This window comes from Mycobacterium noviomagense (assembly GCF_010731635.1).
Taxonomy (GTDB): domain Bacteria; phylum Actinomycetota; class Actinomycetes; order Mycobacteriales; family Mycobacteriaceae; genus Mycobacterium; species Mycobacterium noviomagense.
This window is the reverse complement of sequence record NZ_AP022583.1, coordinates 4,344,064-4,357,602: the sequence shown is the minus strand read 5'-3', so window position 1 is coordinate 4,357,602 and position 13,539 is coordinate 4,344,064. Positions and strand designations below refer to the sequence as shown.

General features: G+C 64.9%; 14 protein-coding genes. 9 read left to right on the top strand and 5 right to left on the bottom strand.

Annotation, left to right across the window (positions count from 1 at the left end):
* The first annotated feature begins 1 nt into the window (after position 1).
* Positions 2-757, top strand: coding sequence for an HAD family hydrolase (locus tag G6N15_RS20615; protein WP_083087023.1), 756 nt, complete (start codon positions 2-4; stop codon positions 755-757).
* Positions 758-769: 12 nt separating this feature from the next.
* Positions 770-1,654: a TIGR03619 family F420-dependent LLM class oxidoreductase gene (locus G6N15_RS20610; RefSeq protein ID WP_083087024.1), complete on the top strand. Its 885-nt coding sequence runs from the start codon at positions 770-772 to the stop codon at positions 1,652-1,654.
* 11 nt (positions 1,655-1,665) lie between these two features.
* On the opposite strand, the gene G6N15_RS20605 is transcribed toward G6N15_RS20610, so the two are convergent.
* Together G6N15_RS20605 and G6N15_RS20600 are read right to left on the bottom strand one after the other, a co-directional pair.
* Complete coding sequence (locus G6N15_RS20605) at positions 1,666-2,403, bottom strand: glucose 1-dehydrogenase (protein ID WP_083087025.1); 738 nt, start codon at positions 2,401-2,403, stop codon at positions 1,666-1,668.
* Between the two features lie 11 nt (positions 2,404-2,414).
* Positions 2,415-3,524: an NAD(P)H-dependent amine dehydrogenase family protein gene (locus G6N15_RS20600; protein WP_083087026.1), complete on the bottom strand. Its 1,110-nt coding sequence runs from the start codon at positions 3,522-3,524 to the stop codon at positions 2,415-2,417.
* A gap of 113 nt (positions 3,525-3,637) precedes the next feature.
* Between G6N15_RS20600 and G6N15_RS20595 the strand changes: the two genes are divergently transcribed.
* On the top strand, positions 3,638-4,768 hold the full coding sequence (locus G6N15_RS20595; protein ID WP_083087027.1) for a nitronate monooxygenase: 1,131 nt from the start codon (positions 3,638-3,640) through the stop codon (positions 4,766-4,768).
* Here G6N15_RS20595 and G6N15_RS20590 read toward each other — a convergent pair.
* Positions 4,765-7,026, bottom strand: a complete 2,262-nt coding sequence (locus G6N15_RS20590; protein WP_083087053.1) for a molybdopterin-dependent oxidoreductase — start codon at positions 7,024-7,026, stop codon at positions 4,765-4,767. The genes G6N15_RS20595 and G6N15_RS20590 overlap by 4 nt on opposite strands.
* 82 nt (positions 7,027-7,108) lie before the next feature.
* On the opposite strand from G6N15_RS20590, the gene G6N15_RS20585 reads away from it, so the two are divergent.
* Positions 7,109-7,687, top strand: a complete 579-nt coding sequence (locus tag G6N15_RS20585) for a TetR/AcrR family transcriptional regulator (RefSeq protein WP_232070289.1) — start codon at positions 7,109-7,111, stop codon at positions 7,685-7,687.
* Here G6N15_RS20585 and G6N15_RS20580 read toward each other — a convergent pair whose 3' ends face one another.
* Both G6N15_RS20580 and G6N15_RS20575 read right to left on the bottom strand, forming a co-directional pair.
* Entirely contained in the window at positions 7,688-7,915 is a 228-nt protein-coding gene (locus tag G6N15_RS20580) for an Rv1893 family protein (RefSeq protein WP_083087028.1), read from the bottom strand. It lies immediately after the preceding gene.
* A gap of 87 nt (positions 7,916-8,002) precedes the next feature.
* Entirely contained in the window at positions 8,003-8,449 is a 447-nt protein-coding gene (locus G6N15_RS20575) for a hypothetical protein (RefSeq protein ID WP_083087029.1), read from the bottom strand.
* A 239-nt stretch (positions 8,450-8,688) separates the two neighbouring features.
* Here G6N15_RS20575 and G6N15_RS20570 point away from each other — a divergent pair, with 239 nt between their 5' ends.
* From G6N15_RS20570 to G6N15_RS20550, 5 genes are all read left to right on the top strand, one after another.
* Complete coding sequence (locus tag G6N15_RS20570) at positions 8,689-9,951, top strand: cytochrome P450 (protein WP_083087030.1); 1,263 nt, start codon at positions 8,689-8,691, stop codon at positions 9,949-9,951.
* 8 nt (positions 9,952-9,959) lie between these two features.
* Positions 9,960-10,973, top strand: a complete 1,014-nt coding sequence (locus G6N15_RS20565; protein ID WP_083087031.1) for an alcohol dehydrogenase catalytic domain-containing protein — start codon at positions 9,960-9,962, stop codon at positions 10,971-10,973.
* 20 nt (positions 10,974-10,993) lie between these two features.
* On the top strand, positions 10,994-11,542 hold the full coding sequence (locus G6N15_RS20560) for a YceI family protein (RefSeq protein WP_083087032.1): 549 nt from the start codon (positions 10,994-10,996) through the stop codon (positions 11,540-11,542).
* A gap of 9 nt (positions 11,543-11,551) precedes the next feature.
* On the top strand, positions 11,552-12,424 hold the full coding sequence (locus tag G6N15_RS20555; RefSeq protein ID WP_083087033.1) for an LLM class F420-dependent oxidoreductase: 873 nt from the start codon (positions 11,552-11,554) through the stop codon (positions 12,422-12,424).
* A gap of 99 nt (positions 12,425-12,523) precedes the next feature.
* Entirely contained in the window at positions 12,524-13,219 is a 696-nt protein-coding gene (locus G6N15_RS20550) for a DUF4389 domain-containing protein (RefSeq protein WP_083087055.1), read from the top strand.
* Positions 13,220-13,539 lie beyond the last annotated feature (320 nt).

Genomic DNA, 13,539 nt, shown 5'->3' with positions numbered 1-13,539 from the left:
GATGATGCCGAGACGCCTGGACGATGCCATCGCCGAGATCGAGAAAAGTCCAGCCGGACCCGGCATCGGCGCGTTCTTCGACCTGGACGGGACGCTGGTCGCCGGGTTCACCGCGGCGGCTCATGCCGGTCACCGAATTCGTCGGCGCCAGGCCAGGATCGGGGAGGTCTTGGGAGTCGTCGAGGCCATGATGCGGTATCGGTTCGGCCGCGTGGAATTCGAGCAGCTCGTCGTTCGAGGAGCGGGCTATCTGCGTGGCGAATCGCTCGAAGCGCTTGACGAGCTCGGTGAGCGGCTGTTCGTGAGCCGCATCGCGTCACGCCTCTATCCGGGCATGCATGACATCGTGCGCGCACACCAGCAGCGAGGCCATACCGTGGTGCTGAGTTCGTCGGCGCTGACCATCCACGCTGAACCCGTGGCCCGCTTCCTCGGGATAACGCACGTGCTATGCAACCACTTCGAAGTCGACGACCAGGGATTGTTGACCGGCGGAATCGTCAGGCCCATCGTCTGGGGCGCCAACAAGGCGGCCGCAGTAGAGCGGTTCTGCGGCGCCAATAACGTTGCGCTGCAAGATAGTTACTTCTACGCCGACGGCGACGAAGACCTAGCGCTGATGTCACGTGTCGGTTATCCACGGCCGGTGAACGCCAGGTCGCGGCTTGCTGCCGCTGCCGTCGAGCAGGGCTGGCCGGTGCTTCGGGTCGCCGTGCCACGGCGTCGCGCCCGGGTGGAGCAAGCGCGGCGGGCATAGCGGAGAGCGACAATGCAGTTCTGGTCTGGCGCAGCGTTTATCAGGGCGACGGAGGCTATTGGCGTTGCCCAGATATTCGACGAATGCGGTTATGACGGCGTCGTGTGCGCCGACCATCTGATCTACCCTCGGCAGCTCTCGTCGCCGTACCCGTCACCGACCGGCCGCCCAATGTGGTCACCGGATTCCGCGTGGCCTGACTCGTGGGTTCTGATCGGAGCCATGGCAGCGGTGACGACGCGGTTGCGGTTCTCCAACGCCGTCTACGTCGCACCTGCCCGCCCCCTGCTGGAGGTGGCCAAGCAGGTGGCTACCGCATCCGTCATCTCGGAGGGCCGGGTCTCACTGGGCGTCGGGGCAGGTTGGATGCGTGAGGAATTCGACCTGATGGGCCAAGGGTTCGACAACCGAGGCAAGCGGTTGGACGAGATGATCCCGGCATTGCGCGCGTTGTGGCAGGGCGGCTGGGTGTCGTGGAGTGGGCGCTACTACGAGGTACCCGAGCTGATGCTCGAACCCCATCCGACACACCCGGTGCCGATTTTGTGCGGCGGCGAATCCGATGCCGCGCTGCGCCGTGCTGCAGGCCTGTGCGACGGGTGGGTCGGCACGGCGTACGCCTGGGATGAGGCTGTTCATTATGTGCAAAAGCTAAAAGCTTTCCGGCGCAGCTATGGACGACACAACGAGCCGTTCGAGACCATGCTGGCCCTGCGCGAGACACCGTCGCCGGATCTGTACAAGCGGGCCGAGGACCTCGGGATCACGGCGGTGATGTGTTCGCCCTGGGCTGGGCTGGACGGCCTGCTAGCCGGCGCCTCGTCGACGCACTCTGCTGAGCGGTTCCGGCCGGCGGTCGAGCGCTTCGCCGAAACCGTCATCGAGAAATGCCGCTAACCCCGCACGGCTTACATCTTGTGCGGAACGTCGCTGACCAGGCCGCCGTCCATGACGAACTCCGAACCGGTGGCATACGCCGATTCGTCGCTGGCCAGAAAGACCACGAACGTCGACACCTCGATGGACTCGGCCGGTCGCCCAAGCGGAATGGTGACGAGGTCGTCGGGAATGTGCTTGGTCATCGGAGTGCGGATAAAGCCCGGATGAATCGAGTTGACCCGGATGTTGTGCGACGCCAACTCCAATGCGGCCGACTTGGACAAGCCGCGAACCGCCCACTTGGAGGCCACATATGGGTGCACCATCGGTGCGCCGCGCAGGCCCTCGATCGACGAGACGTTGATGATCGAACCGCCCCCCGCGTCGATCATCGGATCGACCGCCGCCCGCATCCCGAGAAAGGTGCCGGTCAAGTTGACGTCAATAACCTTCTGCCACTTGGCGAGATCGAACTTCTTGAGCTGTCCGAGCGCCACGATGCCGGCGTTGTTGACCAGCACGTTGAGTTTGCCGAACTCCTGCACGGCCTCGGAAACCGCCGCCTCCCACTGATCGGGCTGCGTGACATCCAGGTGCACATACCGCGCCGCCTCCCCCAGCTCGTCGGCCAGCGCCTTTCCTTCCTCGTCGAGGATGTCGCCGATCACGACCTTGGCGCCCTCGGCTACCAGCAGCCGGGCATGCGAAGCACCCATACCGCGCGCACCGCCGCTGATCAGTGCAACTTTTCCGTCCACGCGTCCCATGAGCGGTCAGGCTACCGTAAGCGTTCCGCGGTACTAGAACGTGTTCCACCGGGGGCGTAGACGCCGTTTCCGGTCACCAGCGGCAGGTCCAGTGTGGTCCGGATTCCGGGCGGCGCGGTGACCACCGCGGGGATGGCGTTGACGATGCGCCCGGCCGCGGCGACGATCGCGGCGTGGTTGTGGTCGCCCTTGCGGCTGGACGGGCAGATGTCGACGGTGTAGGAGGGCTCACCGGTGATCTGGACGCGGTACGACCCGCCCGGCTGCGCAGGCTGCGGCCAGTCCGGCCGCAGGTCTTCGCGCAAGCGCGTGACGTGCTCGATGACGATCGCGGGGTGGCCGTCGACCATGCCGCAGATCTGGAAGCGCATCGCGGCCACAGTGCCTTTCTCGACGTGTCCCGCTGCGATGTCGAAGGCTTCCGGCGCCGGTTCGCGTTCGTAGCTTTCGGTGATGTCGTCGATCTCGATGCCCAGTCCCGCGGCCAGCTGCCGGATGGATGTGCCCCAAGCGATGCTGAGCACGCCAGGCTGCAGCAGGATCGGGATGTCGTCCAACGGCTTGCCGAATCCCATCACATCGAACATCACGATCGCGCCGTCGTAGGTGGCGTAGTCGGCGATCTCCATGCAGCGCACCTGCTCGATGCTCTGGCACGTTCCGGCCAGCGCGAACGGGATCAGGTCGTTGGCGAACCCGGGATCGACGCCGGTGATAAAGATGCTCGAATTGCCTTGTTGGGCAGCATCTTCCACCCGTGCGATGTACTTGTCGGGCATGAGTTGCCACGGGTACTGCAGCAGCCCGGGCGCGGAGCCGACCACGTTGATGCCGGCGGCCAGGAGGCGCTGGCAATCCTTGAACGCCTCCGGCGTGCGGTTGTCCCCCATCGCGCAGTAGACCGCACAGTCGGGCCAGCTGGCCAGCAGCGTCTCCCAATCGTTGGTGGCGGTGACTCCGCTCCAGGCATCCACCCCGGCGAGCTCCGCGGCGTCCCTTCCCACCTTCGGTTCCGATGACACCCACACTGCGGTTAGCTCGAAACGCGGGTCGGTGATGAGTTGGGTCAGCGCCAGCCGGCCGACATTCCCGGTACCGATGTGAGCGACGCGGATTGCCATAGCTAGGCAGCGTAGCGCGGCGCGGCGTGGGGCAGGCTGGCCATGGCCGTCAGGCGCGTACTAAACTAGAACACGTTTCAATTCGGCCGAATCGCCCCAGTAAGGAGCAAGGCATGCATACCCCAATCTGCGACGAGCTCGGCATCGAGTTCCCGATCTTCGCCTTTACCCACTGTCGCGACGTCGTCGTGGCGGTGAGCAAAGCCGGCGGCTTTGGTGTCCTGGGTGCGGTCGGTTTCACGCCCGAACAGCTGAAGATCGAGCTGAACTGGATCGACGAGCACATCGGCGACCACCCCTACGGCGTCGACATCGTCATCCCCAATAAATACGAGGGCATGGACGCGCACCTGTCGGCCGAGGAACTCGCCGACAAACTGCGGGCCATGGTTCCCAAGGAGCATCTGGAATTCGCTCGCAAGATCCTGGCCGACCACGGCGTTCCGGTCGAGGACGCCGACGAGGACAGCTTGCAGCTGCTGGGCTGGACAGAGGCCACCGCCACCCCGCAGGTCGAGGTGGCGTTGAAGCACCAGAAGGTCTCGATGATCGCCAATGCGCTCGGCACACCACCGGCGGACATGATCAGGCATATCCACGAATCCGGCCGCAAAGTGGCAGCGCTGTGCGGGTCGCCGTCGCAGGCCCGCAAGCATGCCGACGCGGGCGTCGACGTCATCATCGCCCAGGGTGGCGAGGCCGGCGGACACTGCGGCGAAATCGGCTCGATCGTGTTGTGGCCGCAGGTGGTCAAAGAGGTAGCGCCGGTACCGGTGCTGGCGGCCGGTGGCATCGGCAGCGGTCAGCAGATCGCCGCGGCGTTGGCGCTGGGTGCCCAAGGCGCATGGACCGGCTCGCAGTGGCTGATGGTCGAAGAAGCGTCGAACACACCGGTGCAGCAGGCGACCTACGCCAAGGCGACCAGCCGCGACACCGTGCGTAGTCGCTCGTTCACCGGTAAACCGGCCCGGATGTTGCGCAATGATTGGACCGAAGCCTGGGAGCAGCCGGACAATCCGAAGCCGCTGGGTATGCCGCTGCAATACATGGTCTCCGGCATGGCCGTGCGGGCCACGAACAAGTACCCGAATGAATCCGTCGACGTGGCGTTCAATCCGGTCGGACAGGTCGTCGGACAATTCACCAAGGTCGAGAAGACGTCGGCGGTCATCGAGCGCTGGGTGCAGGAGTACCTCGAAGCGACGAACAGGCTCAACGAGCTCAACGAGGCCGCGGCCGTCTAAACGGCTTCCACGCGGGCCGGCACATGTTTGTGCCACGGCGTCCCCGCGAACGCGTCGCGCAGCTCGAGTGACGTCAGTTCATTGGGTGCCACGCCGACGCGTCCGTGGTCAGGGTGGTCGACGCCCAAGCCGTTGGGCAGCGAAATGTGGCCGGGTTGCATCATGTCGGTGATCTCGACGACGGCCTGGGCCGTGCCGGCGGCGGTCGTGACGCGGGCCAGCCCGCCGTCGTGGAGCCCGAGACGCTGGGCGTCCTCCGGGCTGATACGCAGTGCTCCGGCGGGATCGCGGCGGCGCCAGGTGGGATCGCGGTAAATGGTGTTCGCCGTGAACGCGCGGCGTTCACCGGCCGACAGCACCAGCGGGTACTCACCGTCGCTGAACGGTTCGGCGCTGCGCAGACCGCGCAGTTGTTCGGTCAGTTCCGGAATGTCAACCGTGAACCGCCGGTCGGGCCGCTTGACGTAGGTCCACACGTCTTCCCAGCTGTCGGCGGTGAACGTGACGCCCCACGGCGTATTGATGATGGCGTCGAAAAGGGCATTGCCGTCGGGGTGGCCGGCGCGACGGACGGCGTCCGGGTAGGCCATTGCACACAACTGCGCCAGACCCCATACGGCGGCGGTACCGCGCTGGCGTTCGGGCATCGTGGCGCCGAGGGTTTCGTAAAGCAGATATGGCGCGACCCCCAACAGCGCCGCGTCGGCCCCGACCGCGGCGAAGAACGCGGTGGTGAATTCTTGGCGGCCGGTTTTTGCTGCGGCCGTGAGGTCGGCGATCAGCCGGGGATCGACCGCCCTGAGTGCGCGCAGTAGCCGGGCGTAGATTTCCGGCTCGGGCAGCGTGCCGGGCAACGGATCGAGCACCGGCGGGCGCAGTTGCACGGCGTTGCGGGGGAACTCCGTATTGAAAAACGTCATCTCCCATTTCTCGAACTGGCTGGCGGCCGGCAGCACATAGTCGGCGTGCCGGGCGGTTTCGGTGAAGGCCACGTCGACGACGACCGTCAACTCCAGGGCGCGCATCGCGCGGCGGAAACTCTCCGAGTCGGTCAGCGAATGGGCGGGATTGGCGCTGTCGATCCACATCGCGCGGAAGCGGTCGGCGTGATCGGTGACGATCTCCTCGGCGATGGAGTTGCACGGCACCAGCCCGGAGATGATCCGCGCGCCGGTAACCGGAGTGCACCGCACCCGCGTGCCGTCACTGCGTCCGCTGCCCCCTGCCGAGGCACCGGCGATGGCCGCGAACGTGGAGTGCACGAACATCGCCCCAGGTTTGCCGAAGTTGCCGGTCAAAATCCACAGCAGCTTGTCCAGATAGGACATCAGCGTGCTGTGCGGACCCTGTTGCACACCCAGGTCTTCGTACACCGCGGCGCTGCCGGCGGTCGCGATCCGCCGCGCGGCCGTCTTGATCAGCTCGCCCGAAACACCGCAACGCTGCGCGTAGGTGTCGATCGGCACCTCGGCCAACACCGCCCGCGCCGGCTCGGTTCCGGTGGTGTGCGCGGCCAGAAACCCGTGGTCAACGAGATCTTCCTGGACGATGACCGCGAGCATTGCGGCCAGGCACCAGGCGTCGGTGCCCGGGCGCACCTGCAGGTGGATGTCTGCCATTGCGGCGGTTTCGCTGCGCCGCGGGTCGAGCACGATCATGGTCCGCGCCGCGTCTTTGGCGATCTCGCGCAGTGTGGGCCGGGCCCGCGGGAAGCTGTGCGACTGCCACGGGTTTTTGCCGACGAACACCACGACCTCTGCATGTTCGAAGTCGCCTTTGGTGTGCCCGCCGTAGAGCTTGCCGTCCACCCACATCTCGCCGGTTTTCTCTTGCGCCAACGCATTTGAGAAATACCGCACACCCAACGCCGCTTGCAGCGCGCGGTTGTAGACGGCACCGAGGTGATTGCCCTGACCACCGCCGCCGTAGAAGAAGATCTTGTCGCCGCCGTATGTCGCCCGCACCTGGCTGAGGCGCGCGGCGATCTCGTCGATCGCGGTGTCCCAGTCGATTTCCTCGTATTCGCCATCCGCACGCCGGCGCAGCGGAGTGGTCAGCCGGTGCCGGCCGTTCTGGTAGTGATCCAGCCGCAGAGGTTTTTCGCAGGTGTAGCCGGCCGACGACGGGTGTCGCTTGTCGCCCCGGACACGCGCGAACCGGCGACCGTCGAGCTGAATCTCGATGCCGCAGTTGCATTCACACAAAATGCACGCCGACGGATGCCACTGCTCGCCACTCACCTCGTTGTGCGCACCCATCGCGACCTCCATCAAGATGAGCCCAATAGCTATGGACTATGGCATAGTATTGAGAAAAGCGCAACGGCGGGGAAAGGAACCGATGGGCCGCAAACCGGGCGAGACCCGACAACGCATGGTGATGGCCGCGGTGGAACTACTGCGCGAGCGGGGCGCGTCAGCAGTCACCGTCGACGCGGTGCTTGCCCGCAGTGGCGCCCCGCGCGGCTCGGTCTACCACCACTTCCCCGGCGGCCGAGACGAATTGATCCTGGCCGCCGTCCGGCATGCCGCCGACTACATCACGTCCCGCATCGACCGCACGGTCGAATCGGGCGACCCGGTGCAAGCGCTCGACGGCTTTGTCCGGTTCTGGAAAAAGACCCTGAGCGACACCGACTACTTGGCCGGCTGCCCGGTCGTCGCCGTCGCCGTCGACGCCCACCAGGATCCGCCCGAGGCCGCCGCGCTCGCGCGTGACGTCTTCACACAGTGGCAGGCCAAACTTCAGCAACTGCTCCTGAATCGCGGCACCGACTCGGCCCGCGCCGCACGAGTGGCCACGCTCATGGTGGCGGCCATCGAAGGCGCCGTCATCTTGTGCCGCACCCACCGCGACCACGCCCCGCTTGACGACGTCCTGATCGAACTGACGCCCATGCTCGAGGCGGTCGGCGGCTAGTTACTCGCGGTCGCCGGCTCCCGCGTATTGGCCGGTGAACACCTCTTTCGCCGTGCCGGCCGCGTACGTGGCGATGTCCATCGAGCTCTGGATGATGCCCTGGGTGCCGCCGGCGACGTCTCCTCTGACGATATCGCCAGCGAATTCCACCATGTCCGAAGCCTTTTCGACGGCATTGGCAACGACGTCCCTCGCCGCGTCGAGCGCATCCCTAGGACTGAACCCCATCAGAGACTCCTCTTTGTCGCAGGTCCGTTTGGACCCACTGTAGACACGGGCCGACGCGAACTGAGGACGGGTCCGCGAGCGACAGACCTAGTCTCGGACGCTGGTGTCGGACGGGAACCCTCCCCCGACGATGGGGAAACCGCCTCCGGTCAGCGACCCGACCACCCAGCCCTGCGCCTGGGTGCAGGTCAGCGGAAGCCCGTCGGGCGTCTGCGCCGCCGATCCTCGCGGATCGGCATAGCTGGCGCACGGCTCACCCGGGTTGTGCACACCGTAGAGCGGGTAGGAGATCACCCAGTAGCCGGTCTCTGCTGTCGGAAACTGGTGGGTGATGAAATGACACGCCTCGGCCTGACCGTCGGGGCCCCGTCCGAAAATGAACCGCTCGTAGTTGTCGCACGGGGCCCCCAGCGACGCGTCGTAGTTCATTCCCGGCACGTCCCCGTTGTAACGCTGCTGATCGGCAACCGCGGCCGGCGCCACGGCAAGAGCGGCACCAGAGACGGCCGCGGCGATGACGAGTTCGCGAATCATGCTCCACCTTCGACGTCCATGTCACCGGCTCGATCGACTGCGCCGGCGGCGTGCACCAGAGCATAACCAGCACCGAGTCGTTACAAGATTGTTTTGCTGCGCCTGCCTGCTGACGACCCAAAGAACACGTTTCAATCCGCTGGCCGCGTTCCAACCTGAAGTCCTGTCATCTCGGCTGTCGCGGTGCTTTACTGACCTAGAACGCGTCGCACCCAACCCGTATTCGTAGGAGTGCATCGATGCCGACTCCGACTCTTCCTCGTGGGTTTGATTTCACCGATCCCGACATCTACGCCGAGCGACTACCGATCGAAGAGCTGGCCGAGATGCGTCGGGTCGCGCCGATCTGGTGGAACGAACAGCCACTCGGCGCCGGTGGATTCGACGACGGCGGCTTCTGGGTGGTGACCAAGCACAAGGACGTCAAAGAGATTTCGCTGCGCAGCGACGTCTTCTCCAGCCTGAAAAAGACGGCGCTGCCGCGGTACAAGGACGGCACCGTCGGCGAACAGGTTGAGCGCGGCAAATTTGTTCTGCTCAACATGGACGCGCCTCAGCACACCCGGTTGCGCAAAATCATCTCGCGCGCCTTCACCCCACGAGCCGTGGAGCGCCTGCGCGACGACCTGAACGAACGCGCCCAGCGCATCGTCAAGGCGGCGGCAGCCGAGGGTTCTGGCGACTTCGTCGAGCAGGTGTCCTGCGAGCTGCCGCTCCAAGCCATCGCCGGTCTGATGGGTGTGCCGCAGGAGGACCGCAAGAAGCTCTTTCACTGGTCGAATCAGATGGTCGGCGACATGGATCCGGAATTCGCCAGCAACGACGCCATGACCGCCTCGGTCGAGCTGATCATGTACGGGATGCAGATGGCGGCGGAGAAGGCCAAAAACCCCGGCGACGACCTGGTGACCACATTGATCCAGGCTGACGTCGACGGCCACAAACTCTCCGAAGACGAGTTCGGGTTCTTCGTGATTCTGCTGGCGGTCGCCGGCAACGAGACCACCCGTAACTCGATCACCCAGGGCATGATGGCGTTCACCGACTTCCCGGATCAGTGGGAGCTGTTCAAGAAGGAGCGCCCCGCCACCGCGGCCGACGAGATTGTGCGGTGGGCGACCCCCGTGACGTCATTCCAGCGCACCGCGCTGGAGGACTACGAATTGAGTGGTGTGCAGATCAAGAAGGGCCAGCGAGTGGTCATGTTCTACCGGTCGGCCAACTTCGACGAGGACGTGTTCGACGACCCGTTCACCTTCAACATTCTGCGAGACCCCAACCCGCATCTGGGGTTCGGCGGCACAGGCGCGCATTACTGCATCGGCGCGAACTTGGCCCGCATGACCATCGACCTGATGTTCAACGCTATCGCCGACCAAATGCCGGACCTGAAGCCGATATCCAAGCCGGAGCGGTTGCGCTCGGGATGGCTGAACGGCATCAAGCACTGGCAAGTCGACTACCACGGTGGCTCCGGGGCGAAATGCCCTGTGGCACACTAGGCACGTAGATGGCGACACATCAGGCTGTCCAGATACAGTCCGCGGGCGGGTCGTTGGACCTCACCGACGTCGACACGACCTCGCCCGGCCGCGGCGAGGTGCGACTCGACGTGGCCGCATGCGGAATTTGTGGCACCGACCGGGCTTTCGTCCATGGCGAGTTCCCCGAGATGTCCTGGCCACTGACTCCCGGGCATGAGATCGCCGGCACTATCGCCGAAGTCGGTGCAGGCGTGGACGACTTCTCTGTGGGCGACGGCGTCGCCGTCGGATGGTTCGGGGGTAACTGCAACCACTGCATCCCGTGCCGAAAAGGCATCTTCATCCATTGCGAAAACTTGAAGGTGCCCAGCTGGCAATATCCCGGAGGCTACGCGGAATCGGTGACCGTGCCGGCCAATGCGCTGGCCCGGATTCCGTCGGAGCTGTCCTTCGCCGAAGCCGCGCCGATGGGCTGCGCCGGCGTCACCACCTATAACGCGCTGCGACAGACGAAGGCAGTGGCAGGCGACCGTGTCGCCGTTTTGGGCGTCGGCGGTCTGGGACACCTCGGGGTGCAGTTCAGCCGCGCGATGGGCTTCGAGACGGTCGCGATCAACCGGGGCACCGACAAAGCCGACGACGCGCGCCAGCTCGGCGCCCACCACTACATCGACTCCGCGAAAGACGATGTCGCGGAAGCACTGCGGGCCCTCGGTGGTGTCGCGGTGGTGCTAGCCACCGCAGGGAATTCGGCAGCGATGGCCGCAACGGTGGGTGGGCTGCTCCCCCGCGGTGAACTCGTCGCTATCGGTGTCACGCCTGATCCGCTGCCGATCAGTCCGCTCCAGTTGATCAATCCCGGTGTCAGCATCACCGGTCACCCTTCCGGCACTGCACGCGAAGTTGAGGAAACCATGCATTTCGCCGTGCTGTCGGGGGTGCGGGCCTGGATCGAGGAACGCCCCTTGGCTGAAGCGGCGGACGCCTACGCCGCCATGGAGCAGGGACGGCCGCGCTACCGCATCGTGCTCACCATGTGATACGCGATTAGGGTCGGTCCATGGCCGACACGGTGTGGACTCTGGATGCATCCGATGGTGAGCTCTTGGTTCGCACCGGCGTCACCGGCAGAGCCGCGAGAATGGGTCATCGTCTCACCATCGCGATGAAGCGGTGGACGGCAACGGTGCGATGGGCCGGCGACGCACCCGTCAGCGCTGAGCTGGTGGTCGACGTGGACTCGTTGGACGTGCTGCGCGGCGAAGGCGGTGTCAAGGGGTTGTCGGGGACGGAGAAGACGTTGGTGCGGTCCAACGCGTTGAGAGCGCTGGACGCGGGCCGCTTTCCCGAGATCCGCTTTACCGCTGACACCATCGCCAACACCGATGCCGGGTACCGTCTCACCGGAACACTGCAGATCCACGGAAAGACTCACGACCGTGAGATCGACCTGCGCACAGATGATCTCGGCGACGCCTGGCGCATGTCCAGCCAAGCCACGGTGCGTCAAACCGATTTCGGTGTCAAGCCGTACTCGCTGCTGATGGGCTCGGTGAAGGTTGCGGACGACGTCACCGTGTCATTCAGCGCCCAGCGCACGAAGGAATAGGAGACGGACGTGCGAATCGGAGTCGTGTTCCCGCAAACTGAGATTGGCGCCGATGCCGGCGCGGTGCGCGCCTACGCCGAACACGTCGAAGGGCTCGGCTTCAGCCATTTGCTCGCCTACGACCATGTTGTGGGCGCCGACCCGAGCGTCCACGTCGGCTGGGACGGGCCGTATGACTTGCACAGCACATTCCACGAGCCGCTAGTGATGTTCGGCTACCTGGGCGCTGTGACCACCTCGCTGGAGCTGGTCACCGGTATTGTGATTCTGCCGCAGCGTCAGGCCGTCCTGGTGGCCAAGCAGGCCGCCGAGGTCGATCTGCTCAGCCGCGGGCGGCTACGCCTCGGGGTGGGTTTGGGCTGGAATGCCGTGGAATACGAGGCACTTGGCGAAGATTTCTCGACGCGAGGCCGACGATGCGAGGAGCAGGTCGACCTGATGCGCCGGCTCTGGACCGAGGAGACCGTAACCTACCGCGGCCAGTGGCACCGGGTCACGGGGGCGGGACTGGCTCCGCTGCCGCTGCAGCGGCCAATCCCGGTGTGGTTCGGGGCATCGTCGCCGCGGGCGTATCGCCGCGCGGGTCGGCTTGCCGATGGTTGGTTCCCCATGGTCGGACCCGGACCACAGCTCGACGACGCGCTGCGGCTGTTACGCCAAGCGGCCACTGAAGCTGGCCGAGACCCAGCGGGCATTGCCATGGAGGGCCGGGTCTCCTGGCGGGGTAATCCGGAACGACTCGTCGACGATGTGCGCCGCTGGGCGGCTGCCGGCGCCTCCCATGTCTCCATCAACACCATGGGCGCGGGCCTGGCCTCAGTCGACGATCACCTCGCGGTGCTGGCCACCGCCGCCGACGCCACGAAGACGTTGGCCGATTAGCCGAAATGTTCAACGGACAAATGCTGGATTATCGAGGTGGAAAACGACACAATCAACGTGCTTATCGATCGGGCCGAAGCGCATAAGGAGCCGCCAACCATGCAACCGGAAACCGCCGATTATCCCGTCCGTGTACGAGGCGATCTCGACCCCGCGCTGTCGCGCTGGCAATGGCTGGTCAAATGGATTCTCGCCATCCCCCACTACATTGTGCTGATCTTTTTGCACATCGCCGCCGTAATCGTCTTCGTGATCGCAATCTTCGCAATCCTGATCACCGGGAAATACCCGCGTGCACTCTTCGACTTCAGTGTCGGGGTCATGCGGTGGCGGTGGCGCGTCGCGTTCTATGCCCTGACGGCTTTGGGCACCGACAAATACCCGCCGTTCAGTCTGCAGCCAAAGCCGGAGTATCCAGCGGATTTGGAGGTCGACTATCCCGAGCGGCTCAGCCGAGGGTTGGTGTTGATCAAGTGGTGGCTGCTGGCCATCCCGCACTACGTGATACTCGCCGCTTTCTTCACCGCAGGTTGGCGTTTTCTCATGGTCAACCACAATCAGATGGTCGGCTACGATCTGCCGCCGCTGATAGATATCCTGTTGCTCATTGCGGTGGTTGGCTTGCTGTTCACCGGGCGTTACCCAAAGGGCCTCTTTGACTTTGCGCTCGGCATCAACCGATGGGCCATCCGGGTGCGTGCCTACGGCGGGCTCCTGCGCGACGAGTACCCGCCGTTTCGGCTGGACCTCGGTCCGCACGAACCGCAGCACACAACGCTAACGGAAATTGCCTGAGCGGCTGCGTTTTTGGCTTCACTGCGGCAGTGCGACGCCGCGGACCGTTATTCCGCTGGTGCGACAGTTTGATAACAAGGCACCGACACTCCGGTTCGTTGACCGCGGCGGTCGATTTATCTGGCTAGCATTTTGCGGTCGCAGGTTCGTCGGGAGCTCGCCCGTGGGCTGCCGTCTGCGATAGCACGGCGTCGTTGATGGAGCGTCGCAGATGGCACCTCCGAGATTGGCCCATTTTTTCCCGACATCATCGCGCCAATTGGCTCAAATCCCGCGATACAACGTGCGGTCTGGTACAACAGGCGCACGCGTGTCGAGAA

Coding starts and splice junctions, on each gene's coding strand:
- G6N15_RS20560 (WP_083087032.1), top strand. CDS start 10,994: ATGGCCGACACGGTGTGGACTCTGGATGCATCCGATGGTGAGCTCTTG.
- G6N15_RS20580 (WP_083087028.1), bottom strand. CDS start 7,915: ATGGGGTTCAGTCCTAGGGATGCGCTCGACGCGGCGAGGGACGTCGTT.
- G6N15_RS20550 (WP_083087055.1), top strand. CDS start 12,524: ATGCAACCGGAAACCGCCGATTATCCCGTCCGTGTACGAGGCGATCTC.
- G6N15_RS20615 (WP_083087023.1), top strand. CDS start 2: ATGATGCCGAGACGCCTGGACGATGCCATCGCCGAGATCGAGAAAAGT.
- G6N15_RS20600 (WP_083087026.1), bottom strand. CDS start 3,524: ATGGCAATCCGCGTCGCTCACATCGGTACCGGGAATGTCGGCCGGCTG.
- G6N15_RS20590 (WP_083087053.1), bottom strand. CDS start 7,026: ATGGGTGCGCACAACGAGGTGAGTGGCGAGCAGTGGCATCCGTCGGCG.
- G6N15_RS20570 (WP_083087030.1), top strand. CDS start 8,689: ATGCCGACTCCGACTCTTCCTCGTGGGTTTGATTTCACCGATCCCGAC.
- G6N15_RS20605 (WP_083087025.1), bottom strand. CDS start 2,403: ATGGGACGCGTGGACGGAAAAGTTGCACTGATCAGCGGCGGTGCGCGC.
- G6N15_RS20610 (WP_083087024.1), top strand. CDS start 770: ATGCAGTTCTGGTCTGGCGCAGCGTTTATCAGGGCGACGGAGGCTATT.
- G6N15_RS20575 (WP_083087029.1), bottom strand. CDS start 8,449: ATGATTCGCGAACTCGTCATCGCCGCGGCCGTCTCTGGTGCCGCTCTT.
- G6N15_RS20565 (WP_083087031.1), top strand. CDS start 9,960: ATGGCGACACATCAGGCTGTCCAGATACAGTCCGCGGGCGGGTCGTTG.
- G6N15_RS20595 (WP_083087027.1), top strand. CDS start 3,638: ATGCATACCCCAATCTGCGACGAGCTCGGCATCGAGTTCCCGATCTTC.
- G6N15_RS20585 (WP_232070289.1), top strand. CDS start 7,109: ATGGGCCGCAAACCGGGCGAGACCCGACAACGCATGGTGATGGCCGCG.